The following is a 22,967-nucleotide window of genomic DNA, read 5'->3' on the forward strand; positions in this document are numbered from 1 at the left end:
CGACGGGGTGGCCGGTGCCGCCCCGTCGATCAATGCGTGACCGGCATCCGGCCGGCGCGGCCTGACAACGGAGCAAGCGATGCGTACCCCGCCTTACCCGCCCGCGGACATGCCCGCGGCTCTGCGTCCGCTTCACGACGAGATGGACGCCTACATCACCGAGCATCTGAAGGGCTTCGTCTCGCACCGGGCGGATGGGGCGCTGGTCGGGCCGTTCGCGCCGATGTTGCGCTTTCCCGCGTTCGGTCGCGCTGCCTGGACGTATACCAAGGCGCTGATCGACAACGCCACGTTGCCGAAGGCGGCGCACGAGGTCGCGATCCTGGCGACCGGCGCGGTCTTCAACTCGCGCTACGAACTCTACGCCCACGAGCGGGTCGGCGAGGCGGCGGGTCTGTCGGCCGAGAAGGTCGCGACGATCGCCGCTGGCCAGCGTCCCGCCGACCTGACCGAAGAGGAGGCCGCCGCCTACGACGTCGCCGCGACGCTGGCGGGTGGACGACAATTGCCGGCTTCGACCTACAACCGTGCGGTGCGCGCGTTCGGCGAGGATCGGACCGCGGAGCTGGTCTATCTGGTAGGCGGCTATTGCCTCGTGTCGCTGTTGCTCAACGCCTACGACATGTCGGTCCCCGGCAGCGAGGAGGGCTTGCCCGACGATCCAAAGGAAGAGGGAGAGCGCGCATGAACGGCAAGCGGATGGCCGGCGCGATCGCCGGTGGGTTGGTGGCAGGCCTCGGCATCACCGCGATGATGATGGCGGGCGAGAAGAAGAGCGGCATCGCGTCCGAGCTCACCGATCTCGAACGGGCCGGCGCGCGGCAACTCGGCGTTCGCTCCTTACCGTCGAGCGACCTGCCGGATGCGGCCGAGCAGGCCATCGTGCAGGGTAGCCACCTCCTGCTGTCTGCGGCAGCCGGCGCGGTCTATGCGGCGATCGTCGACGAAGATGCAGGCATAGTGCCGTCGGGAATCATGTTCGGCCTGGCGTTCTACGCCGCGATGCACTGGATCACCGGGCCGCTGCTGGGGCTGAAGAAGCCCGAATGGCAGGCCGATGCGGCGACGATTGGTACGCACACGATGGTCCACCTCGTCTTCGGCGTGGCGACCGCGGCCGGCGCGAAGGCAGCGGCCAACGCCTGACCATTCCGGAATACCGACGCCCCCAAAGCGCGAACCGCGCGTTACTGCGCTGAACCAAAGGGATTTCCCATGTTGAAGAACCCGATCCGCTACAGCCCCGACGTCGAGACGATCGGTCCCGACGAGCAGGAGACGATCGACGGTCTCAACAAGACGTTCAGCTACATCGTCGAGAAGACGCACGAGGACCTCGGCCATGCGCAGCGCGGCGTTCACGCCAAGAGTCATGCCTTGCTCGAAGGCGAGATGGTGGTCCACGACGACCTTGCGGACGAGCAGGCGCAGGGCATTTTCGAGCGCGGGCGTCGCTACCCGGTCATCATCCGCATGTCTGCGATCCCGGGCGACCCGATCCGCGACAGCGTCTCCCTGCCGCGCGGCTTCTCGATCAAGGTGATCGGTGTCGACGGCGAGCGGCTGCCGGGCGCCGAGGATGAGGTGACGCAGGACTTTCTGATGGCCTCCGGGGTCGCCTTCTCGAACCCGACGCCGGTCGGGTTCCTGCGCAACACCAAGCTGCTCGCCGCGACGACCAACCGCGCGGAATGGGCGAAGGCGGCGCTGTCGAAGGTGTTGCGCCCGATCGAGCAGGCGTTGGAAGCCGTCGGCGGCGAGAGCGCGTTGCTCAAGGGCTTTGGCGGCTATCCGGACACCAACCCGATCGGCGACCGCTATGGCTCGCAGGCGCCGCTCCGCTTTGGCGACTATATCGCCAAGTTCGACATCGTGCCGGAATCGCCCAACTTTCGTGCACTGACCGATCAGAAGCTCGACGAGAGCAAGAGCCCCGACTCGATCCGCAAAGAACTGATGGCGATCTTCGCGAACGAGGGTGGTGCATGGACGCTGCGCGCGCAACTCTGCCGCGACCTCGAGGAGAACCCGATCGAGGACGCCGCGACGCCGTGGCCCGAGCAGGGCAATCCCTACATCCCGGTCGCGACCATCACGGTGAAGCCGCAGAAGAGCTGGTCCGAGGAGCGCGTTACCGTGCTCAACGAACAGACCGCGTTCCGCCCCTGGCACGGCGTCGAGGCACATCGGCCGCTCGGGTCGGTCATGCGCGCGCGCCGTGCGGTCTACCCGGTCATCCAGGATTTGCGCAGCCAGTTGAACGGCTGCCCGATGCACGAGCCGCGGTCGCTGCCTGCGCTCGACTGACCGGGTCTGCACGGAACCGTACCGAAACGTCGCGGGGCATTCGAGTGTTAACATCCTGATCTAACAGGAGCTTCCCATGCCCTATCTACCCTATCGCGACGACATCGAGACGCCTGAGCCCGGCGAGCAGGAGAGTATCGACGGCATCATCAAGGGGATGACGCAGGAGAGCGAGACGGTCGAAAAGCGCGACGGCCATGCGGTGCGCGCCAGTCATGCCAAGAGCACGGCCTGCGTCATCGGAACGATGGTCGTCGCTGACGATCTGCCGCCGGAACTGGCGCAGGGGCTGTTCGCGAACCCGGGGACGTTCGACGTCGCGGTCCGCTTTGCGCAAGGGCCTGGGGAGAAGCTTGGAGACCGCGTCTCGACGCACCGTGGCATGGCGATCAAGGTCTTTGGTGTCGAAGGCGCCAAGCTGCCCGGTCACGACGCGCCGACGCAGGACTTCGTCCTGGCGAGCGGCACAACGTTTCCGGCCGGCACCGCCGCCGGGTTTCTCGCCCAGGCGAAGAAGATCGGCATGACCGTGCCGATGCCCGAAGGCGTCAAAAGCGCGGCCGCATTGATCGCGCGCAACATCAATACGGTCCTGAACGCCGTCGGTGCAGAACCAAGCCCAACGCTGGACTTTTACGGCCATCCGTTCAGCCACCCGCTCGTCGAGACCTACTTCAGCCAGTGCCCCATCCGCTACGGCGATCATGTCGCGAAACTCGGCGTGTTTCCGGTCTCGCCTGAGCAGCGTGCACTCGACGATTGGCGGCTCGACCCGCACCAGGATGAGGATGGCTTCCGTCACGCCGCGATCGCGTATTTCGACGGCAATGACGCGGTCTTCGAACTGCGCGCGCAACTCTGGGCCGATGCCGAGACGCAGCCGATCGAGGATACGTCGGTCGACTGGCCGACGCGGGTCAGCGAATACCGCACGATCGCAACGATCCGTCTGCCGCGGCAGGCCGCCTATGGGCCGGACCGCGTCCGCTATTTCGACGAGGTGATGACGTTCCGGCCGGCGCACGCGCTCGAAGCGCACCGCCCGCTCGGCGGCGTGATGCGCGCACGCATGCATGTGTACCGCGCGCTCAGCGATTTCCGCCACCGCGAGACCGGCATCACCGCCGCGAACACCGCGGCTATCACCGATATTCCGGCCTAATACCGCTCACGCTTAATCAAATTTCGAAAGGATACCCATGAAGCTCCAAGGCAAGAAAATCGCGATCCTGATCGCACCCCGTGGCACCGAGGAACCCGAGTTCGCGCAGCCCAAGGCGGCGGTCGAGCAGGCGGGCGGCGCAGTGACCGTCATCAGCCTCAAAACCGGCGACGCGGAGACGTTCAACAACGACCTCGATCCCGGCAAGACGTTCGCCATCGACAAGGCGATCGACGACGTATCGGCGTCCGACTTCCATGGCCTGGTAATCCCGGGCGGGTGCGTCGGCGCGGATACGCTGCGGTCGTCGGACAAGATCGTGGCGTTCGTCCGCGATTTCTTCGCCGCCGGAAAGCCGGTCGCTGCGATCTGCCACGCGCCGTGGACGTTGATCGAGGCCGATCAGGTACGCGGTCGTACGCTCACGTCGTACCCGACGCTCGCCACCGACATCCGCAACGCGGGCGGGACCTGGGTCGATCAGGAGGTCGTCGTCGACCAGGGCCTCGTCACCAGCCGCACCCCGGATGACTTGCCCGCGTTCTGTGCAAAGCTCGTCGAGGAGTTCTGCGAGGGCAGGCACGAGGCGCAGGCGGAGAACGCATGATGGCGCGCTTTGCCGACAAGGTCGTCGTAATCACCGGTGCCGCCTCGGGCATCGGTGAGGGGGCCGCGCGCCGCTTTGCCGAGGAAGGCGCGACGTTGGTGCTGGGCGACATCGACACGGGCGCGCTCGGCAAGTTGGCAGCCGAGCTGGGCGGCACCGTCGAGACGCGGGAAACCGACGTCACCGACCGTGCCGCGTGCGAGGCGCTGGTCGAGGCGGCAATCGACCGCTTCGGTCGGATCGACGTGCTCGTCAACGACGCCGGCGTCGACCATCTGGGCAAGCTCGACGAGGGCGACTTTTCGGAATTCACCAAGGTGATCGAGACGGACCTGTACGGCGTCGTCCATATGAGCCGCGCGGCGATCGCACATCTGCGTGCGTCGAAGGGCTGCATCATCAACGTGTCGTCGGTGTCGGGGCTCGGCGGCGACTGGAACCACAGCTTCTACTGTGCGGCCAAGGGTGCGGTCAGCAACTTCACGCGCGCGCTGGCGATGGACGAGGCCAGGAATGGCGTTCGCGTCAACGCGGTCAACCCGTCGCTGACCTATACCGCGCTGACCGCGGGAATGAAGGAACAGCCCGACCTGATCGCCAAGTTCGAGGAGCGAATCCCGATCGGGCGTGGTGCCGAGCCCGCCGACATCGCCGGTGCGATCGCGTTCCTGGCGAGCGACGACGCGCGCTTCGTGACGGGCGTCAACCTGCCGGTCGACGGCGGACTGACCGCGTCCAACGGCCAACCTCCGCTGTCCTGACATCGCGAGAGCGCACCAATGCGCTCTCGTTCTCTTTTGGAGTCCATTCGGCAATGACGACCCCCGTTACCTTTCGCGCGCAGATCGACGCGGTCGATGTCTGACGCGCCCAAGGTCGCTATCGTCACCGGCGCCTCGCAAGGCTTGGGTGAGGGGATTGCAGACGCGTATCGCGCGCGCGGCTGGCGCGTCGTCGGCGTGTCGCGATCGATCGCACCTTCGCAGGCTGACGATTGGATCACCGTTGCGGGCGACGTCGCCGATCCTGAAACCGCGAGGCGCGCCGTGATGGCCGCGCGCGACCGGTTCGGGCGTGTCGACACGCTCGTCAACAACGCTGGCGTTTTCATCGGTGAGCGTTTCACCGACTATACGGCGGAGCAGTACCGCCAGATCACGCAGACCAATCTCGATGGCTTCTTCCACATGACGCAGGCGGCGCTGCCGCTGATGGTCGAGCAGGGCAGTGGCCATATCCTGTAGATCGTCACGACGTTGGCGGAGCACGCCAATGTCGAATTCCCGTCGGTGGTGGGCTCGCTGCGGCAACGCGCAGCCTGGCGATCGAATATGCCGCCCGGGGGGTCCGCGCCAACGCGGTGTCGCCCGAAATCACCGAAACGCCGATGCATCCTCCCGAGACGCGCGCCGGGCTCGGAGCGTTTCACCCGCTCGGTCGGATGGGCACGGTCGCGGACGTGGTCGGCGCGGTGCTGTACCTCGAGGATGCCACGTTCGTGACCGGCGAGATACTCCACGTCGACGGTGGGCAGGTCGCCGCACACTGACGCGTAAGACAGGCACGCGTCGTTATCTCCTCCGAGGGGGTCAGCAGGCGCCGAGCCCCCTGGCCCCCTTGGCGCTACTGCAAGACGTGCTCGGCGCGTCGGCGGACGAACGCGGCGCTGGCCTGCGGATGCGCGACCGGGAGCATATGGCCTCCGTCGGTTATCTCCAGCGTCGCGCCTGGAATTGCGGCTACTGCCCGGTCGCCGTCGATCGAAGGGGCTATCACCTGATCGTCACGACCGTAGAGCAACGCAACCGGGATCGTCAGCTCGGCATAACGGTTGACGATCGCGGCCAGGTCGACGTCTGCGCTGGCCAGTTCGACCAGCGCGGCGTTCACCGAAACCGGGCGATCGTCGAGCCCACCGCCGCCGCGCGTGGCGAAGTCGGCCGGGACTGGATCGGGCGCGAAGATCTTGCCCCAGCGCAGGCCATACGCCGCACGGCTGATCGGCGTACCTATCAGATTGGCGAATATCGAGCGTGAGCGCGGGCTGCCTTCGATCGCGTTTGCCACTGAGGCGGGCATCGATCCAGGCGGCTGCGTCATCGGCGCCAGCAACGCGAGGCCGGCGACCGAACCGGGATGGTGCGTGGCCACGCCGAGGGCTACCGCACCGCCCAGCGAATGACCGACGAGCAGCGGCGGACGATCGAGCGCGAGCGTGTCGATGAGGCTTGCAATGATCGCCGACTGGCCAAGGACACCGGGCTGTTCGCCGGTCGGCACCGAATAGCCCGAGCCGGGCCGGTCGACGAGAATAACGCGATACTCGTCGGCCAGCGCATCGGCGACGCCGTAGGAGAAGTTGCGGAGCTGCGCGCCCAGCCCGTGGATCAGGACGATCGGCGGTCCCGCACCGCGATCGACATAGTGGATCCGTGCACCTGCGACGTCGATGAAACGGCCGTCGGCGGGCACGTCCTGCTCGATCCACTTGGTCGTCGCGCGAGTGTAGACCGCGGCTGCTGCCAGTGTTGCAGCGATGATCCCAGCCGAGCGAAGTGCGATCGAGCGTTTCGGGGCGTCGTCGGAAACCGATCTGGACGCGAAGAAACGGCGCATGTCGGCGAGCAGCAATTCGGGTTGCTCGAGCGCGGCGAAGTGGCCGCCCGCGGGCATCTCGGTCCACTGAACGATGTCATAGGTCTTCTCCGCCTGCGAGCGCGGTGGCGGCGGGAAGACCGGGTCGGGGAATACCGCGACACCGGTCGGTACGGTAATTCGCGTTCCCGCAGGAAAAGAGCCCGAACCCTCCAGCACGCGGCCACGGTACATCCAGGTCGACGTCACGAACGATCCCTCGACCAGATACAGCATGATGTTGGTAAGGAGCAGGTCCTCGTCGAACGCCTGCCACAGGTCGGGGCGGTTGTGCGCGTCGCGCGGCACGTCGGCCCATGCGCCGAACTTCTCCAAGATCCACGCCGCGACGCCGACCGGGCTGTCCGACATCGCCACGCCGAGCGTCTGCGGGCGCGTGCCCTGTTCCTGCGAATAGCCAGTTTCTTCCTTGGCGAGCTTGGCGCGTTTCGCAGCCCAGGCGACCTCGTCGGGCTTTTTCGGCACCGCGTCGTTGGCCTGGAGCAGCACCATGTTCAGATGGAGTCCGGCGATCGCATCGGGATGCGCGTGCGCCATCCAGCCACCGATGGCGGCACCCCAGTCGCCGCCCTGCACGAGATAGCGTCGCGTGCCGAACAGCTCGACCATCAGGCCGTGCATGAGTTCTGCGGTCTGTTTCGGTCCGATCGGAGACACGGGGCGGTCCGAAAACGCGTAGCCGGGGAGCGAGGGAACAACGACGTCGTGACCATCGGCGACGAGCGGCGCGATCAGCGCCTCGAATTCGAGGAACGACCCCGGCCAGCCGTGTAGCAGAAGCAGCGGAGGACGTGAGCCATCGCCGCGCGCATGAATGAAGTGGAGGCTCTGCCCCTGCACGTCGGCCGTAAACTGCGGCAGCATATTGAGCCGCCGCTCCTGTGCGCGCCAGTCGTAGTCCGCCAGCCAATAGTCGACGAGACGCTTGAGATCGGCGAGGCCGACGCCCGACTGCCAGCTTCCCGCGTCCGGCATAAGGCTCCAGTCGAACGCTTCGACCTTGGCGCGGATGGCGGCGAGCCGGTCGTCGGGTACCGCTATGAAGAAGGGTTCTGCCATGTGTCGATCCTGCCGAAGGGGGTAAATCCTGCTTCCCGATTGAAAGCCTAACATCGAACGCGCGAAAGCCGCCGAAAGGCGCTTCGAAGCGGGATGAACGGACGGCTGCTTTTGGGAAGCGGGTACGGCGGTTTGGACGTCTGGAATTGGGTCAAAGAAGCGTGGGTAGCTCGCGCGATCGTCGGCAGCCCTATTCGGCATGATCCATCTCAGACCCGATACCGACCTCGTCGATCACCAGGGCTACGAGTTTGGGACCCCGTCACCGTGAAAACTCTCCGAGACACTGGCGCAAGGCTTGGATGGACTGGGTAGGCTCCGGCGGTGAATTAGCAGCCTTCACCGCAAAGGTGGGGCAGTTTCCAATTAACGCCTGTTGTCGGCTTTTATTGGAAGGCGCAGTGTTACTCGTAGCCCTGGATGCGTATTGGTTACAAGAAGCTCGGCGCCCAGCCGCAACGCAGCGGAGCGGACGATTGCAAGGCCGAGCCCGCTGCCTTCGTGTCCGGCACTGGTTGCGAGGCGGACGAAACGCTCGCCGATCCGGGCGAGATCCTCGTCGGCTAGACCGGGGCCATCGTCAAGCACCGTGACAATGGCCGCGTTATCCGATCGCTCAAGCGTGATCGCGGCCATGCCGCCCGCGCGATTGTAGCGGATCGCATTGTCGAGCAGGTTCGATAGGATCTCAAACAGCAACGTTCGATAGCCTGCAAGTAGGATACGGCCGTCCGGCGCATCGAGCTGAATGTCGACGTGCGCGTCGATCGCCTGCGCGATCCGCCGATTGATGACTGCGACCGCGACTTCGCGCAGATCGACCTGCTCGGTTGGCGGCGCGGTTCCGCTTTCCTCCGCACGCGCGAGCGCGAGCAATTGCGTCACCAGCCGTTCCAGCCGGTCCGCGGCATCCGCAATCTCGCCAAGCGCTTGCGGACTGCCGCGACGCGCAAGCGCGACCTGGACTTTCAGCACCGACAGCGGGGTGCGCATCTGGTGGGAGGCGTCGGCGGTGAAGCGGCGCACGCCGGCCGTGGCCGAATCGAGCCGTGCAAGCAGATGATCGAACGCATCCGCCAGCGGGCCAAGTTCGATCGGCAACGGTCCGGTCGCAAGCGGCGACAGGTCCGGCGTGGCGCGGGTATCGCGTGACGAAATCGCGTCGCGCAGCAGCGCGAGCGGCCGCAGGCTCCACGACAGCGCCGGGCGGATCAGCAGCATCGCGACCCCCACCAACACCAGCTCCCCGATCAGCAGCGCGATCAGCAACCGGTTTTGCAGCGCGGTGCGCCCGTCGAGTGTCTCCGCCACCTGAACGATGACCGGCTGCGGAATCCGCGGAAGCGCGCGGCGGACTTCGGCGATGCGAATGTCCTGGTCCTTGTACCGCGCGAAGCGGAAGCGCGGCGTATCGACTGCAAGGCTCGCAAGCGCGGGCGCGGGCGCGGGCAGATCGGCATAGCCGGTCAGCAACTGCCCTCCGACGGCGACCCGGTAATAGACGTTGTCGCGCTCGCTGTTCTCAAGCATCCCGAACGCCGCGGCGGGCAGGTCGAGCGTCACCGCGCCGCGCTCGACCTGCACGGTTTCAGCGATCGCACCCAGCGCACCGCCAAGCACCCGATCGTTGGTGCGGCGGACGACATCGGCGATCAGCGTCGCCCCCGCGACACCCAGCAGCACCGCGATCCCGAGCAGCGGCGCGAGCATCGCCGCAAGCAGCCGGGTACGCAGCGCCAGCGCACGCGGGCGCGGGTTACCCGGCATCGAGCAGATAACCTACGCCGCGAATGGTGCGGATCGTCGGTCCGTCTGGCGCGAGCTTTCCGCGCAGTCGCGTGATGTTGACCTCGATCGCATTGGGGCCGACCGGTTCGTCGAACCCGAACACCTCGGCATGGAGCGTGTCCCGCGGGACGATCTGACCCACGCGGGTTGCGAGTGCGTCGAGCACCGCCCATTCGCGCCGCCGCAGATCGAGCAGCCGCTCCCCGACCCGCGCCTCGCTGGTGGAGCGGTTGAGCGCGAGCGTACCGATGATCAGCGCCGGGGTCGGATCGCCCCCGCGCCGTCGCCCGAGCGCCCGGATTCTCGCCTCTAGTTCCTCAGGCGCGAAGGGTTTGCGCAGATAGTCGTCCGCGCCGAGATCGAGCCCGCGCACCCGGTCGTCCAGCGCGTCGCGCGCGGTCAGCATCAGCACGGGCACGCGCTCGCCACGGCGGCGGAGCGTCTGGAGTACGGCAAAACCGTCGATATCGGGCAGGCCGACGTCCAGGATCACCAGCGCATAGGGTTCGCTCTCGCTGACCAGCAACGCATCCTCGCCGGTCGCGACATGGTCGATCGCGTGGCCAGCGGCGCGCAGCAGGGTCGCGATGCTGCGCGCGAGTGCCGCGTCATCCTCGACGATCAGGATCCGCATGGCAGTGCCGATCCGTGAAAGGTGGGTGACAGGTTGAACGCGTACCGCATGCTCAACGGCTTACCCGAACGTAGAGGCGGGAGGCGAGAGGAGCTTGATGATGCGGACCATCTTTCTGTTGATGCTACTGACGGGCGTCGCCGTGCCGGCAACGGCGCAGCGTCCGGCTGGCTATCCGCGCTCTTACGATGCGCTGATCGCCGAGGCGCGGGTCGAGCGCGTGGTGGACGTCTACGGCAATGCGGATACCGCGGCGATGGGGCCGACGATCGCGGCGTTCCGGCGGGCCTTTCCCGGCGTCCGTGTCAATTATGTCGAGCTCGAGTCCCGTGACCTGTACCGCCGCGCCGTCAGCGAAACCCGCGCGCGCCGTCCCTCCGCCGATCTGGTCTGGTCGTCGGCGATGGATCTGCAGGCAAAGCTGATCAACGACGGTTTCGCGCAAGCCTATCAAAGCCCCGAAAAGCCCGCGCTTCCGCAGGCCGCGGTGTGGAAGAACATGGGGTATGGCATCACCGCCGAGCCGGTCGGCTTCGTCTACAACCGGCGTCTGATCCCACCCGCTGCGGTCCCACGGACGCATGAAGCGTTCGAGCGGTTGTTGCGCGACCGGCGCGGTCCCCTGACCGGGCGAGTCGCGACCTATGATCCGACGCGCTCCAACGTGGGCTATCTGTACCTGACCGAAGATTATGGCACCACGCGCGACACGCGCGGGCTGCTTCAGGCGATCGCCGCGACGCGTCCCTTGTTGTCGCGGACGACGGGCCCGATGCTGGATGCGGTCGCAAGCGGGCGCGCGGCGATCGCGTATAATGTCGTCGGGCCGTATGCGCTGGCACGCGCGCGGCGCGATGCGCGGATCGGGGTGGTGTTCCCACGCGATTACACGATCGTCGCGTCGCGCGTTGCGTTCATCGCCCGCGACGCCCGCCACCCCGCTGCGGCGAAACTGTTCCTCGATTTCCTGCTGTCGCGCAGCGGGCAGACGTTGCTGGCGCGGCAGGAGCTGTTCCCGGTTCGCGGTGACGTTCCCGCGCCCCATCTCGCTGCCGATCAGGGGCGCCCGATCCGGGTCGGCCCGCAGCTGCTCGTCAATCTCGATTCGATCAAGCGTCGGCGCTTCCTTGCCGACTGGACCGCCATTCTGGCCGAAGGACTGACCGCGAAATGACCCTGTTACGAACTGGCTGTGCGCTTGTGGCGCTCGTCATCGCCACGCCTGCGCTTGCGCAGACGCCGAGCCAGGAAGACTTGAGCGCGTTGGTGCGTGCGCAGGCGAGCGAGATCGCGACGCTGAAGGCGCGGCTCGACCGGCTGGAAGCGACGCAGGCCGTTGCGACGCAAGACGCGGTTCCGGCGACGCCGCCAGCCGTCGCCGCGACCCCGCCGGTCCAGATGGCGCAGACCACGCCGCCGCCCCGCCGCCCGATCGTCACCGCACCTTATGCCGCACAGCTCGTCCCCCCCGGTCCGGCCGAACGCGACGTTGCGCGTGCAGGCGAAGCCAGAGCCGCGGGCGTGACGACCGAATGGGGATCGGGGTTGCCCGTGTTCCACTCGGTCGATGGGCTCTACACGTTCAAGCCGCGCGGACGGATCCTCACCGACGTTAGCTCGACCTTTGGCTCGCGCTACGACGGGCGCAACATCACCACCACGGGGATGCGCGCGCTGCGGCTCGGGATCGAGGGCGGGGTGGGGACACGCTTCTTCTATCAGTTCGAGACCGACTTCAGCGAAAACGAAGTCGATATCGTCACCGCCTTCATCGGCTGGCGCAACCGCATCAGGCCCGGGCTCGATTATGACGTGCGCGCGGGGCATCTGTTCAACGACCGCGCGTTCGAAGGCTCGACCGGCTCTGACTCGACCCCGTTCATGGAACGCAGCACGGTCTCGACCGCGATCATCCCGCAGCGTGGTTTCTACGGCATCGGCATCATGCCGCGGCTGTTCTGGAAGACCGGCCATGCCTCGGTCACCGTCACGGGCGACCGCGTCGACGGCAATCAGGCGGTCAGCGACAGCCGCACCGTGCTGGCACGCGCACACTGGAACCCCGTCAAGAGCGATACCGGCGTGCTGCATCTCGGGCTGTGGGGGTTCGATGAAAGCCTGTCGAGCGCGGCGACCTCGCTGACGCGCAATACCGTGATCGGTGGGCGCTTCAACGGCGCGCTGCGGGTCGGGTCGGGGCCGCTGACCGGCGGCACCGGCACCACCGGCTATGGCGCGGAATCTCGGCGGCTATCTCGGCCCGCTATGGGTGATGGGCGAGGCGGGGCAGCGCAACGCGCGATTGAACGCCGGACGGCCTGATTTCGTCAGCAAGGCATGGAGCCTGTCGGGCGGCTGGTTCATCACCGGAGACCTTCCGCCGTACAATCCGCGCCTTGGCAGCTTCGGCCAGCCGCGCGTGCTCAAGCCGCTGTTCGAGGGTGGCGCCGGCGCGATCGAGCTGACCGCGCGCTACGAGAACCTCGATTACAGCGATCTCGTCACCGGCGGGCGTGGCTGGGCCGCGACGATTGGCGCGAACTGGTATCTCAACAGTTTCACCCGGATCCAGCTTAACGCGATCCACTGGAACACCGACAATCGCGACGGTGCCTACACCGGGCAGGACGACGGCCAAACCGTCAGCACCCGCATCGCCGTCACCTTCTGACGCGGCCTAGAGGACAATATCGATGGATTTAGCGCTTCTCGGCTTCCTCATGGTGGCCACCTTCATGACGCTGATCATGACCAAGCGGATGACCCCGCTGGTCGCGCTGATCGTCGTGCCGACCGCGTTCGCATTGCTTGCCGGCTTTGCCGGCGGCGTTGGCGGCATGATGATCGACGGGATCAAGAACCTCGCGCCAACCGGCGTGATGCTGCTGTTTGCGATCCTGTTCTTTTCGATCATGACCGATACCGGGCTGTTCGATCCGCTGGTCAACCGGTTGCTCCGCGTGGTGCACGGCGATCCGCTGCTGATCCTAATCGGTTCGGTCGTGCTGTGCGCGCTGGTCAGCCTCGATGGCGACGGATCGACGACGTACATCATCACGATCTCGGCGTTGCTGCCGCTCTACAAGCGCTATGACATGAGCCGGCTGTACCTGTGCTGCCTGCTGATGAGCACCAGCGGGATCATGAACCTGACCCCCTGGGGCGGTCCGACCGCGCGCGCGGCGAGTGCGCTCAAGCTCGATCCGGCGACGCTGTTCCTGCCGTTGATCCCGGGGATGATCGCCGGGCTGGCGTTCCTGATCGGGCTGGCGATCTTCTTCGGACGCAAGGAGCGTCGCCGCATCGGCGAGGTCAAGGGGACCGGGCCGACTGCCTTCACCGGCATGGCGGTCTCGCAATTCCCCGAGGCGCGTCGCCCGAAGCTGCGCTGGTTCAACGCGGTGCTGACGGTCGCGCTGCTTGCCGGGCTTGTTTCCGGGGTGCTGCCGCTGTCGGTGCTGATGATGCTAGCGTTCGCGATCGCGATGATCGTCAATTATCCGCAGATCGCCGAGCAGAAGGAGCGGATCACCGCGCATGCCGGCAACGTGCTGTCGGTAGTGTCGCTCATTTTCGCGGCGGGCATCTTCACCGGCATCCTTTCGGGCACTGGGATGGTCGAGGCGATGAGCAAGGAAGTGGTCGCGATGATCCCGCCCGCGCTCGGGCCGTATATGGCGCCGATCACCGCGGCGCTCAGCCTGCCGTTTACCTTCTTCATCTCGAACGACGCCTTTTATTTCGGGATGCTGCCTATCCTGGCGGAGGCGGGGAGCCACTATGGCGTGTCGCCAATGGCGATCGCGCGCGCTTCGCTGATGGGCCAGCCGGTCCATTTGTTGAGCCCGCTGGTGCCCTCCACCTATCTGCTGGTCAGTCTGGCAGGGATTGACCTGGCCGACCATCAACGGTTTTCCCTGATCCCCGCCGCGCTGGTGTGTGCGGTAATGACGATCGTGGGCATGCTGGTGCTCGCGTTCCCGCTGATAGGATGACGACCGTGACCGAACTCTGGCAGCATATTGCCGCGGACTTTGCCAATATCGGGTCGCCCGCCGCGCTCGCCGCCTTCGCGCAGGTGGTAATGATCGACATCATGCTCGCCGCCGACAATGCGATCGTCGTCGGCGCGCTGGCAGCGGGGCTACCCGCGGCGATGCGCCGCAACGTGATCCTGATCGGGGTTGCCGCCGCTCTCATCTTGCGCGTTGTGTTCGCGCTGGTGGTGACGCAGTTGCTACAAGTCGTCGGCCTCGTGTTTGCTGGCGGGTTGCTGCTGGTGTGGGTGGCGTGGAAGATGTGGCGCGAGCTGCGCACCGAAGAGGGCGGCACCGACACCGACGAGATCGCCAACAGGGCGCCGCGCAAATTCTGGGCGGCGGCATGGGCGGTCGCCGTCGCCGACGTGTCGATGAGCCTCGACAATGTCCTCGCGGTGGCGGGTGCTGCGCGCGATCATCCGGGGATCCTCGCGATCGGGCTGATCCTGTCGGTCGCGCTGATGGGGCTTGCCGCCAACGTGCTCGCGCGCGTGATCGAACGGTATCGCTGGCTCGCCTATGTCGGGCTGCTCGTGATCGTCTACGTCGCCGGGCGGATGATCTGGGAAGGCCTGACCGATCCGACCCGCGGCGTACTCGGCCTGTTCGGATGATCGTGCCGCGCGACGGGGATGCGGCGCGAGTCGCGCTGCGCTTCGTCGCGGCGATTGCGATCGGGGCGGCGGGGGGCGCGGCGTTTGCTGCGCTTGGTGCGCCGCTGCCGTGGGTGCTGGGATCGATGGGGGCGTGCGCGCTGGCCAGCATCGCGGGTTTGCCGATCGCGGCAGGGGCGGCGACGCGACGGCCGATGGCGGCGGTGATTGGGGTGGTGCTGGGCAGTTCGTTCCACCCGGGGTTGTTCGCACTGGTCGCCGATTGGTGGTTGCCGCTGCTGGTGTTGCCGCTGTTCCTGACGATCGCGGCGGTCCTGTGCGCGACGTGGTTCCGCCGCGTCGCCGGGTTCGACCCCGCCACCGCTTATTTCGCGGGGATGCCCGGCGGGATCGCGGAAATGGTGTTGCTGGGTAGCGAACGCGGCGCGGACGAACGCACCGTCGGGCTGATCCATGCCGCCCGCATTTTCGTCGTCGTGTTCGTGCTGCCCTTCGTCATCCGCCAGTTTCATGCGCCGGTTGTGGTGGCGGCGGCGGGCTTTACCAGCGCCTCCGCCTGGCCCGATCTGTCGCTGCTGCTGTGGGGCGGCGGGAGCATGATCGTGGGGGGCGTGCTGGGTCGCCTGCTGCGGTTGCCCGCGTGGCACCTGATGGGGCCGCTCGCGATCAGCGGCGTGCTCCACGCGACCGGCATCACCGATTTCCGCGTGCCCGTATGGCTGCTGGCCGCGGCGCAGGTCGGGCTCGGCGCGACGATCGGGTGCCGCTTCGCCGGGCTCGGGGTGCGTGCGTTCCTCGGTATCCTCGCGCTTGCCGCGGGGTCGAGCGTGATCCTGCTGTCGCTGACCTTCGCCTTTGCCTTCGTGCTCGGACGGATCACCGGGCTCGACGTGACGCTGCTCGCGCTGGCTTACTCTCCCGGCGGGCTCGCCGAGATGAGCATGGTCGCGCTGAGCCTCGGGCTCGAATCAGGCGTCGTCGTCCTGCACCACGTCACGCGCGTGGTGCTCGTCCTTGTCGGTGCCCCGCTGGGCTTCCGGCCATTTCATCAGGAGAAACGATCATGATCCGCAAGCAGACCCCGCTCGTGCTCCTGCCCGCGATGGGGTGCGACGGGCAGCTCTGGGCACGACAGGTGGTCGATCTCGGCAATGTCGCGCATCCCGAACTGGGGGATCTGACCGCGGACGACACGCTCGCTGCGATGGCGGCGCGCGTCCTTGCGCATGCGCCGCCGCGGATCGCGGTCGCAGGCGTCAGCCTGGGCGGCTATGTCGCGCTCGAGATGATCCGCCAGGCGCCCGAGCGGATCGAGCGCGTCGCGCTGTTCGCGACCCGCGCCACGATGCAGATGCGCCCGCGCACCGTGACCGAGCAGGGGTTGCTCGCGATCGCCCCGCACGCCGATCCGTTGCTGACGCCCATTCTGACCGGCCCGGTTCAGGCAATGGCGGAGCGTGTCGGTACCGAGGTGTTCGAGCGCCAGCAGCGTGCGTTGCTTGAGCGCCCGAATATCGGTCCGGCGATCGCTGCGGTGCGCATGCCGACCCTGATCGCCGTAGGGAACCGTGACCGGATCTGCCTGCCTGATGATGCCCAGGCGCTCGCCGACCGTATCCCAGGTGCGCATTTCCACGTCCTCAGCAACTGCGGGCATCTCGCGCCCATGGAACGTCCGGGCGAGGTTACGATGCTTCTGCGCAATTGGCTGCGCACTCGAAATTGACTCAGCCAAAAACCTGGCCCCGGATTACATAAGCCCTGGAACCGTCTTAATCCGAGGCATGAGCTACCGATGGAAGCTCATGCCTCGGGCGCTTCCAGTCCGTCCGCTTAGCCGCCCAAAAGCTGCAAGTCCGCTTTGAGGAACAGTCGGTGCGCTGGCCGTGCCTGAACGTCGTAACTTCGGGGGGCGGGGCCTCGGCCTGGTGGCTTATTTTCTCCGGTCCCAAAATCTGGACCGGATTTCGATCGTCCGCTGGCCACAGCAACGCTCACGATCGTTATCGTCTTGTTGATCCTGCTTGTGCCCGCAGCGAGCAGAAACCGGACGCGAGGAAGCGCGCCATGATCGTCGAACGACCGCGTCTCACCTTTCACGGCATTCATGACGGACGATCATGCGCCAGGCGCCGTCAGAGCGCAGGTGAACGAATGTCTTCAGTTAGGAAGCGGGGAAGGGTGCGCGAATGGCCACTTATGGGTCTTGACAGCTACAAACGGACCGTCGGCTAGCGCTCAACTGCTGACTTAGGCTCAGCTATCTATACTGTATTGCGGCGGCGATCACGATGGCGAGCCCTACGAATGCAAACAGCACTTGCCCCCTTCGATGCCCGACGTTGACGGTCCATCCCAAAGCCTTCATTCGCTTGGGCACAACGATGCGGGGGTCGTCTGCATCGTGATACAACCCTAACCAGTCGTATCCCTCTTCCATCGCCTTAGTTCCTCAAAATGGAGTGCGCATCTACTGTATCGCGCACGTCAACTTTCCACCAAAATTGACCATCCGACTAACATTTAAAATGGGCGCTCTCACCGCTCAGCGCCGTCCGCTCTATGCTGGTGATCTTGGCGTAGGTTCGAGATTAATGACCCGCAATCGATAGCGTCCGGGCGGTAGCATCAGCGCAACATCGTCGCCGGCGCGGATCGCGACGCGGTCCATCGGCACCGACGCGGTCGGCTCATCGACTGGGCGCGCCTCGACTACGCACCAGCCGCGCGCCGGATAGAGCCTCTGCGGGATGCGCACCGCCTGGTCGCCCGCTTGCTGCCGCCATACGGGGCGTCCGCGAAAGAAGTGCGCAATGGGATGATCGACGACCAGATCAAAGGTTCCGGGGCGGCTTATCGGCCGGCAAAGCTGATAGCCGCACAGTGCCGCCACCCCCGCTACAGGCAGTCTGCGAGATGGTGAGCGGGTCGATCCCGGTCTTCTTCTTCAACCGTGCAGCCATCCACTGTGTGCCATCCGCGCCAGGCACCTCCGCAGCATGCGCATAGCCGACGTGGATCAGCAGTTTCGCGCCCGGATGATCGTGGACGTACGCAGCTAGGTTGCGTGCTTCTCCTTCCTCGCGCGCTGCGATCCGCTGCTCCGTCGTAGCATCAGCCGCCGGATGCTCGTCGATGAAGTCGTACGCTAGAAGATGATAACCGAGCTTTTTGGCGCGCCGGCCTAACCGGCCATATCCCGCTTCGGACAGATAATGCCCGTCGCCATCCTCAAAATACTTCAGCGCCGGGTGTTGGACGAATGACGGCAGGTATTGAGCCGGCGTGTCGGGCATGGATGGCGACAGCGCCTCCAGCGCCAGCGTATTGTACCCCAGCGGCCGCAAGCGCGTCGCGAGCACCGTGCTGAAGCCGCGATGCTCCGATCGCTCGTGGCTTTCCGTGACGATGACGATCGAGGTCTGCCGTGCGCGTCGCTCGATCTCGGGCACAACGTCCACCGCCGTCTTCGACGGCGCGCATCCGTTGGGCTTATAATACGCGCTGGTCGCTGCGATCAGGTCTTCCCGGCCGAACAGACTGAGCGTCTGCCTGGTGCCAGTGTCGCTTGGCGGATTGCTTGGGTCGATCGCCGCCAATCGCTCTAGGCTCGACGATAACTCGGTCAGACTAGTGGCGGCCACCCGTTCGACCGGCCCGGCGAAGCGGACGTTTCGCGCCTGCTGCGGCTCCTTGGCCGTTGCCAACGCGGCCAGCGTGCCAAGTACTAGAGAGAAAACGATGCACGTGGCGTTGGTTGGCATGAGAGATGCTATCAAGCTGTACATTCGCTCGCCACCATAATGCGACAATCTAGCCTGCGATCAACGGAATGATCGCCGACGCTCGGGTCGCGACGTTTAGGCACGGCCGGCTCGCCGGCTGTTCTCCAAACCCGACTGGCAGCTATCGGGCGGCAAAGCTGCCGGTCTGGAAACTCCCAAAAACCGCTGTCTAACCGGATGAACGAATGTCCGGAGGTGGAAGGCGGCTTAGGGCACTTGAATGTCCACTTGTGGGTCGAAGCTGCCGCGAAGCTGGCGGCGGGAGTCGACCCAAAGCCAGTCGTTCACTCATTTCTAATGAACGTCCGGTACTGACGAAAGCCGCCTATCGATGCTGGTCAACGCAGATGTTTCAGCACCGCGGCTCACCTGTCGCCGTTCAATAGGAAGCGGTCTCTTTCTCGTTTAGATACATCGCTAAGTACCGGCCAAGTCGGTCGAAGGGGCAGCAGGGCGGCGGATGAAGATTGAACTCATGGAATGAGCCGCGATCGCGCGCCGCTGGAAGTTGCTTATCCAAAAACATGACAGCATCTCCATTGCCGTCGCCTGGGGCGACCTGACCGACGTCGCCGATGCCTTGATCGCCAACAAAGCCAAGTTCGGATCGGTCTTGTTCGGTGTCGACTTCTCGGCGACTGACCCCGACCTTATTGACAAGCTGATCGACGTCCCCAACGCCTTCGTCGCGAAGAACCGTGTCGGCTCCTTCCACCCAAAGATTTTGCCGTCGGCGGCTGTACGAAATTCGACGTGGCAAAACCGGATGTGTCGCCTGACGGAACCATTGGGATCGCCGCCGGGATCGCGCCGAATGGTGCGTTCGAGGTTTCGATCAGGCATCGCGGCAAATCCCTGATCGATCCTTCGCCGGCCGGTATCCTGCTGGCGGATCACCCTTTCGGGCCGCTGGTCGAGACAGGACGGACCCGTTTGATCGCGGCACTCGGCTGCCCCGGCGAGCGGATCAGCGCGCGCGAGAAGGGCCCGCGCGGCCGCGCTGTCATTCTGGAAACAGCAGCGTGCGATGACGGGGCCGCGTTCAGGGTGATCGTCCCCGGACATCCGTCCGAGGGCGTTTGGCGTGTGACAGGGGAGTCGACCCGCTTTGTCACCGCCCGCAACGATGCCTGTCTGGGCGTTCGGCATGAGAAGTTCTTTAACAGCCACGAGGGCGACTACAAGCCCGTGCGCCTCCGCACGCTCAAGCATGACGATCTGTACGACCTCCCGCTGACCTGTGCCACCGGGCGAGAGGGGGAAACCTACGCACTCACCGAGAGCAACATCGAGAATTACGCGGCGGCCTATCTGACGGGAACGGTCTCTGGCAACGCTGTCTCGGTCCGCCTGACACCGCGGCCCGACGACGATCGGCTCGCCGTCGTCTTGCCTGCCGGGGAAAAGATCACGACGCCGTGGCGCATCGTGATGATCGCCGACCGGCCCGAGCGATTGGTCGAGAACCGTATGGTGCAGCGTCTCGCTGCGCCGTCCCGGATCGCTGACACTACCTGGATAATACCTGGCAAGGCCGCATGGGGGTGGTGGTCGGGTCTCCTTGCGCCGGATGTGCCCAATGCGGGCCACAACATGGCGACGTACCGACGCTATATCGATTTTGCCGGTCGCATGCGGCTTCGCTATTACGTCATTGACCAGGGGTGGGCGTCGAAGCCGTCCGGACCTGGTCAGCCGGCCGACGTCCTGACGCCGGCCGAGGGCATCAACGTACCCGAACTGGTCGAATATGCCCGTCGGCGCGGCGTGCACATCTGGTTGTGGACCGACTGGACGTCGCTCGACGGGCGGATGGATGCCGTGCTCGCGCGCTGGCAGGGCTGGGGCGTTGCGGGGATGAAGGTCGACTTCATCTACCGGCAGGATCAGGCCGTTGTCGGGTTCTATCACCGACTGCTCGCCACCGCCGCCCGGCACCGCATCCTCGTCAACATGCACGCTGCGTTCGTCCCGCGCGGACTGGAGACGACCTATCCCAATTTCCTCACGCAGGAAGGGGCGATGGGCAACGAGTACAACCGCTGGCGCCGGAAGGTCACGGCGGGCTACGATGTCCGCGCCGCCTACACCCGCGCGACGATCGGACCGATGGACTATACGCCGGGCGGGTTCCGCAACGTGACACCCGCCGCGTTCTCGCCAAAGGCGCCCGCTCCGGAAGTGATGACGACGCGGGCGCATCAGCTCGCGCTGTTTGTACTCTATCCCAGCCCGCTGACCAGTTTGGCCGACGCGCCTGTCGCATACCGCAGTGCGGATGGACGCTGGGCGCCGGGCGTGGCCTTCATTCAGCAAGTCCCGACGACCTGGGACGAGACGCATGGGATTGCGGGAGCCATGGGCGAATGGATCGCCGTCGCGCGCCGCAACGGGGAACGCTGGTACGTCGGGGCCATCACCGACAGCGCGGCGCGGACCGTTACCCTCCCGCTCGTTTTTCCCAAGAACGGACGCTGGAAGGTTCGTGCGTGGATTGATGGCAAGACCCCCAGCGCGCTCGGCGATCGGACCGGGAAGGTCCGCGCCGGGACTCGGCTAGGCGTTCCGATAGCGGCGAACGGGGGCGCCGCCCTCGTTTTCGAACGACCGTGACCCGGCATCGTTGCCACGTTGGCTGAGGGCCCGATGTCGATCGCATCGGGGGTGGCGCGTTTCGTTACGTCGCCGGGAAATCCGAGCTTTGCCGCGACGGTATCGTTCCAGCCATCGGGGGCGGTCCGCACTGCGATGTTGCCGGCGTTGTCGATAATCGCGTTGTGGTGCAGAAGCCGCACCGGGATCTCCCGCGGCAGATCGACGATGGTGTAATCGCGATGGCGCTGGCTGCGACACGCCTGCGGTTTCTGCAGGACCCGGCCTTCGAAGGGTTCAGGGTTTCCCCGGTGTCACGCGTCGCCGTCCATCCTCGATCAGCGTTGCACGGTATCGCGGCGCATTGGCGCAAGCTTCGCCAGGAAACGGTTCTGCGCCGGGAACGCGACGCCTTCCTTCCGCATCGCCGCCTGCAAGTCCTCGACCAGCGCGCCCATGTCGGCTTGCTGCACGCCGAGGTTCTTGTGGGAATCCCGCATGGTGCGCCCGGTATAGGTGCAGCCTCCGGCGAGGATGTAGCAGAACTGTTCCTTCAGCAGACGCCGCAGCCGAACGATGTCCTGGCCTTTGAAGATGTCGGCGATGCGGTCGTCCGCCACCAGACGGTTTACGAAATCGTCGGTCATCCGATCGATCCCGACGCGCCCGTGAAACGCGCGGAGCATGGCAGATCCGCGGAACGGCGTCGCTCCGGCGTTGGTGTCGTGCTGCGCGTACGGCGCGACGGGGTCTTCGCCCGGCGGGATCGTCTGGGCGGCAGCGGCAAGCGCGAGAAGCAAGATCATCGTGGCACCATCCGCATGTCAGAAACGTCCCTGAAGCGACACGAGCGCGCCGCGTTGGCCGCGGACGGTCGCGATATCGCCGAGGTCGGTATAGGCGGCGGTCAGCGTCGCGTGGCGGTTGAACGACCACGCCGCGAAGCCGTCCCACGCATTCTGCTCCCGCGCGAAACCGAGATTGTTCGGCTTGGTGCGATATTCGGCGCCGATCACCAGATTGCGAGTCAGCAGGCGGCCGATCGACCCTTCGAACTGGGGGCGATACCGATCCTCGCGATCGCCCCCGAACCCCAGAAGGCCAAACTGGTTGGCCTTGGTGAACCGCACGGTCGCACCGATCAACACGCTTTTCGACAGGACCAGCTTGGTTGCGGCGGCATAGAAATCCATGCCGCGCTGCGCGCGTCCGCCGACCGCGCGGATGACGGCGCCCTTGGTGGCGATCTTGTACTGCACACCGATCGCGATCTGCGGCAGCAACCGGTCCTGATCAAAGACGGCATCCCCGACAAGACGGAGTTTCGCCCCGACGATATGCTGCCCGAACGTGAAGCCCCGGCCTAGCCCGAGCGCCGCTCCGGCTGCGCGCGTGTCGAACGCCTGATGCGCATAGGATAGCTCGACCCGATTGGAAAAGCCGATTGCGCCTCCGAAGCTGGTCAGGTCGAAGTCCGGGAGGGCGACATAGCTGGCATGCACGCTACCACCGATGCCGTCCTTGGTCTCGGCGCCGGAAATGACCGCCCAGGTCGCCAGCCCGCCGCCGGCAGACCCATCGACGGTGGACACGCCATCGGTCAGCAAAAGCTTGCCGCCCTGGCGTCGTTCACTCGCCCCAGCCGGTGTGGCGATGAGAAGCACGGCACCAAGCACCGATGCGATCAGGGATGCCAGAAAGGACGTCATGGAATACCGGCGCTC

The 22,967-nt window shown here is 65.8% G+C and carries 22 protein-coding genes and 1 pseudogene; 15 read left to right on the plus strand and 8 right to left on the minus strand.

Annotated features, from left to right (window positions below):
• Nucleotides 1-79: 79 nt before the first annotated feature.
• The 8 genes from ABIC16_RS08620 (at nt 80) to ABIC16_RS08655 (ending at nt 5,625) form a co-directional block, all read left to right on the plus strand.
• Nucleotides 80-688 (plus strand): carboxymuconolactone decarboxylase family protein, encoded by a 609-nt coding sequence (locus tag ABIC16_RS08620; protein ID WP_354290758.1) that lies wholly within the window; start codon nt 80-82, stop codon nt 686-688.
• The gene (locus ABIC16_RS08625) at nt 685-1,146 is read left to right on the plus strand and encodes a hypothetical protein (protein ID WP_209566703.1); all 462 of its coding nucleotides are present in this window, start codon (nt 685-687) and stop codon (nt 1,144-1,146) included. The genes ABIC16_RS08620 and ABIC16_RS08625 overlap by 4 nt, the downstream gene beginning before the upstream one ends.
• A 69-nt stretch (nt 1,147-1,215) precedes the next feature.
• The gene (locus ABIC16_RS08630; RefSeq protein WP_354290759.1) at nt 1,216-2,307 is read left to right on the plus strand and encodes a catalase family protein; all 1,092 of its coding nucleotides are present in this window, start codon (nt 1,216-1,218) and stop codon (nt 2,305-2,307) included.
• A gap of 76 nt (nt 2,308-2,383) precedes the next feature.
• Complete coding sequence (locus ABIC16_RS08635) at nt 2,384-3,469, plus strand: catalase family protein (protein WP_354290760.1); 1,086 nt, start codon at nt 2,384-2,386, stop codon at nt 3,467-3,469.
• A gap of 37 nt (nt 3,470-3,506) precedes the next feature.
• Nucleotides 3,507-4,076: a type 1 glutamine amidotransferase domain-containing protein gene (locus tag ABIC16_RS08640; RefSeq protein WP_277971281.1), complete on the plus strand. Its 570-nt coding sequence runs from the start codon at nt 3,507-3,509 to the stop codon at nt 4,074-4,076.
• Complete coding sequence (gene budC / locus ABIC16_RS08645; RefSeq protein ID WP_277971284.1) at nt 4,076-4,837, plus strand: meso-2,3-butanediol dehydrogenase; 762 nt, start codon at nt 4,076-4,078, stop codon at nt 4,835-4,837. Before ABIC16_RS08640 ends, budC begins: the two co-directional genes overlap by 1 nt.
• Nucleotides 4,838-4,933: 96 nt before the next feature.
• The gene (locus tag ABIC16_RS08650; protein ID WP_354290761.1) at nt 4,934-5,320 is read left to right on the plus strand and encodes an SDR family oxidoreductase; all 387 of its coding nucleotides are present in this window, start codon (nt 4,934-4,936) and stop codon (nt 5,318-5,320) included.
• An 80-nt stretch (nt 5,321-5,400) separates the two neighbouring features.
• Entirely contained in the window at nt 5,401-5,625 is a 225-nt protein-coding gene (locus ABIC16_RS08655; protein WP_354292288.1) for an SDR family oxidoreductase, read from the plus strand.
• 74 nt (nt 5,626-5,699) lie between these two features.
• On the opposite strand, the gene ABIC16_RS08660 is transcribed toward ABIC16_RS08655, so the two are convergent.
• The 3 genes from ABIC16_RS08660 to ABIC16_RS08670 all read right to left on the minus strand — a co-directional run bounded on the left by ABIC16_RS08660 (nt 5,700) and on the right by ABIC16_RS08670 (nt 10,212).
• Entirely contained in the window at nt 5,700-7,790 is a 2,091-nt protein-coding gene (locus tag ABIC16_RS08660) for an epoxide hydrolase family protein (protein WP_354290762.1), read from the minus strand.
• 366 nt (nt 7,791-8,156) lie between these two features.
• The gene (locus ABIC16_RS08665; RefSeq protein ID WP_354290763.1) at nt 8,157-9,557 is read right to left on the minus strand and encodes a sensor histidine kinase; all 1,401 of its coding nucleotides are present in this window, start codon (nt 9,555-9,557) and stop codon (nt 8,157-8,159) included.
• Nucleotides 9,547-10,212 carry a response regulator gene (locus ABIC16_RS08670; RefSeq protein ID WP_277970244.1) on the minus strand — a complete coding sequence of 222 codons (666 nt, stop codon included), beginning with the start codon at nt 10,210-10,212 and terminating at the stop codon, nt 9,547-9,549. Before ABIC16_RS08670 ends, ABIC16_RS08665 begins: the two co-directional genes overlap by 11 nt.
• 100 nt (nt 10,213-10,312) lie before the next feature.
• Here ABIC16_RS08670 and ABIC16_RS08675 point away from each other — a divergent pair, with 100 nt between their 5' ends.
• The 6 genes and pseudogenes from ABIC16_RS08675 (at nt 10,313) to ABIC16_RS08700 (ending at nt 16,592) form a co-directional block, all read left to right on the plus strand.
• Entirely contained in the window at nt 10,313-11,386 is a 1,074-nt protein-coding gene (locus ABIC16_RS08675; RefSeq protein ID WP_277970243.1) for an ABC transporter substrate-binding protein, read from the plus strand.
• A pseudogene (locus ABIC16_RS08680) lies at nt 11,383-12,883 on the plus strand (OprO/OprP family phosphate-selective porin). Before ABIC16_RS08675 ends, ABIC16_RS08680 begins: the two are co-directional and overlap by 4 nt.
• A gap of 22 nt (nt 12,884-12,905) precedes the next feature.
• Entirely contained in the window at nt 12,906-14,207 is a 1,302-nt protein-coding gene (locus ABIC16_RS08685; RefSeq protein WP_354290764.1) for a CitMHS family transporter, read from the plus strand.
• A gap of 5 nt (nt 14,208-14,212) precedes the next feature.
• The gene (locus ABIC16_RS08690) at nt 14,213-14,866 is read left to right on the plus strand and encodes a YjbE family putative metal transport protein (RefSeq protein WP_277970240.1); all 654 of its coding nucleotides are present in this window, start codon (nt 14,213-14,215) and stop codon (nt 14,864-14,866) included.
• Nucleotides 14,863-15,933, plus strand: coding sequence for an AbrB family transcriptional regulator (locus ABIC16_RS08695; RefSeq protein WP_354290765.1), 1,071 nt, complete (start codon nt 14,863-14,865; stop codon nt 15,931-15,933). Before ABIC16_RS08690 ends, ABIC16_RS08695 begins: the two co-directional genes overlap by 4 nt.
• Nucleotides 15,930-16,592: an alpha/beta fold hydrolase gene (locus tag ABIC16_RS08700; RefSeq protein WP_354290766.1), complete on the plus strand. Its 663-nt coding sequence runs from the start codon at nt 15,930-15,932 to the stop codon at nt 16,590-16,592. Before ABIC16_RS08695 ends, ABIC16_RS08700 begins: the two co-directional genes overlap by 4 nt.
• A gap of 534 nt (nt 16,593-17,126) precedes the next feature.
• Here ABIC16_RS08700 and ABIC16_RS08705 read toward each other — a convergent pair.
• The 3 genes from ABIC16_RS08705 to ABIC16_RS08715 all read right to left on the minus strand — a co-directional run bounded on the left by ABIC16_RS08705 (nt 17,127) and on the right by ABIC16_RS08715 (nt 19,366).
• Entirely contained in the window at nt 17,127-17,306 is a 180-nt protein-coding gene (locus ABIC16_RS08705) for a DUF5808 domain-containing protein (protein WP_354290767.1), read from the minus strand.
• A 394-nt stretch (nt 17,307-17,700) separates the two neighbouring features.
• Entirely contained in the window at nt 17,701-18,630 is a 930-nt protein-coding gene (locus ABIC16_RS08710) for a hypothetical protein (protein WP_354290768.1), read from the minus strand.
• Nucleotides 18,631-19,030: 400 nt separating this feature from the next.
• Complete coding sequence (locus tag ABIC16_RS08715; protein WP_354290769.1) at nt 19,031-19,366, minus strand: hypothetical protein; 336 nt, start codon at nt 19,364-19,366, stop codon at nt 19,031-19,033.
• Nucleotides 19,367-19,404: 38 nt separating this feature from the next.
• Between ABIC16_RS08715 and ABIC16_RS08720 the strand changes: the two genes are divergently transcribed.
• Complete coding sequence (locus tag ABIC16_RS08720; protein WP_354290770.1) at nt 19,405-21,264, plus strand: glycoside hydrolase family 97 protein; 1,860 nt, start codon at nt 19,405-19,407, stop codon at nt 21,262-21,264.
• A gap of 317 nt (nt 21,265-21,581) precedes the next feature.
• On the opposite strand, the gene ABIC16_RS08725 is transcribed toward ABIC16_RS08720, so the two are convergent.
• Together ABIC16_RS08725 and ABIC16_RS08730 are read right to left on the minus strand one after the other, a co-directional pair.
• Nucleotides 21,582-22,049, minus strand: coding sequence for a group I truncated hemoglobin (locus ABIC16_RS08725; protein WP_354290771.1), 468 nt, complete (start codon nt 22,047-22,049; stop codon nt 21,582-21,584).
• Between the two features lie 18 nt (nt 22,050-22,067).
• Complete coding sequence (locus tag ABIC16_RS08730; protein WP_354290772.1) at nt 22,068-22,952, minus strand: DUF3034 family protein; 885 nt, start codon at nt 22,950-22,952, stop codon at nt 22,068-22,070.
• Nucleotides 22,953-22,967 lie beyond the last annotated feature (15 nt).

The sequence above is a fragment of the Sphingomonas sp. PvP055 genome, from assembly GCF_040546365.1.
Taxonomy (GTDB): Bacteria; Pseudomonadota; Alphaproteobacteria; order Sphingomonadales; family Sphingomonadaceae; genus Sphingomonas; species Sphingomonas echinoides_A.

Bases quoted from the DNA above. Each gene is read 5' to 3' on its own strand.
- ABIC16_RS08620 (WP_354290758.1), top strand. From the start codon at position 80: ATGCGTACCCCGCCTTACCCGCCCGCGGACATGCCCGCGGCTCTGCGT.
- ABIC16_RS08625 (WP_209566703.1), top strand. From the start codon at position 685: ATGAACGGCAAGCGGATGGCCGGCGCGATCGCCGGTGGGTTGGTGGCA.
- ABIC16_RS08630 (WP_354290759.1), top strand. From the start codon at position 1,216: ATGTTGAAGAACCCGATCCGCTACAGCCCCGACGTCGAGACGATCGGT.
- ABIC16_RS08635 (WP_354290760.1), top strand. From the start codon at position 2,384: ATGCCCTATCTACCCTATCGCGACGACATCGAGACGCCTGAGCCCGGC.
- ABIC16_RS08640 (WP_277971281.1), top strand. From the start codon at position 3,507: ATGAAGCTCCAAGGCAAGAAAATCGCGATCCTGATCGCACCCCGTGGC.
- budC (WP_277971284.1), top strand. From the start codon at position 4,076: ATGGCGCGCTTTGCCGACAAGGTCGTCGTAATCACCGGTGCCGCCTCG.
- ABIC16_RS08650 (WP_354290761.1), top strand. From the start codon at position 4,934: ATGTCTGACGCGCCCAAGGTCGCTATCGTCACCGGCGCCTCGCAAGGC.
- ABIC16_RS08660 (WP_354290762.1), bottom strand. From the start codon at position 7,790: ATGGCAGAACCCTTCTTCATAGCGGTACCCGACGACCGGCTCGCCGCC.
- ABIC16_RS08665 (WP_354290763.1), bottom strand. From the start codon at position 9,557: ATGCCGGGTAACCCGCGCCCGCGTGCGCTGGCGCTGCGTACCCGGCTG.
- ABIC16_RS08670 (WP_277970244.1), bottom strand. From the start codon at position 10,212: ATGCGGATCCTGATCGTCGAGGATGACGCGGCACTCGCGCGCAGCATC.
- ABIC16_RS08675 (WP_277970243.1), top strand. From the start codon at position 10,313: ATGCGGACCATCTTTCTGTTGATGCTACTGACGGGCGTCGCCGTGCCG.
- ABIC16_RS08685 (WP_354290764.1), top strand. From the start codon at position 12,906: ATGGATTTAGCGCTTCTCGGCTTCCTCATGGTGGCCACCTTCATGACG.
- ABIC16_RS08695 (WP_354290765.1), top strand. From the start codon at position 14,863: ATGATCGTGCCGCGCGACGGGGATGCGGCGCGAGTCGCGCTGCGCTTC.
- ABIC16_RS08700 (WP_354290766.1), top strand. From the start codon at position 15,930: ATGATCCGCAAGCAGACCCCGCTCGTGCTCCTGCCCGCGATGGGGTGC.
- ABIC16_RS08705 (WP_354290767.1), bottom strand. From the start codon at position 17,306: ATGGAAGAGGGATACGACTGGTTAGGGTTGTATCACGATGCAGACGAC.
- ABIC16_RS08710 (WP_354290768.1), bottom strand. From the start codon at position 18,630: ATGCCAACCAACGCCACGTGCATCGTTTTCTCTCTAGTACTTGGCACG.
- ABIC16_RS08725 (WP_354290771.1), bottom strand. From the start codon at position 22,049: ATGATCTTGCTTCTCGCGCTTGCCGCTGCCGCCCAGACGATCCCGCCG.
- ABIC16_RS08730 (WP_354290772.1), bottom strand. From the start codon at position 22,952: ATGACGTCCTTTCTGGCATCCCTGATCGCATCGGTGCTTGGTGCCGTG.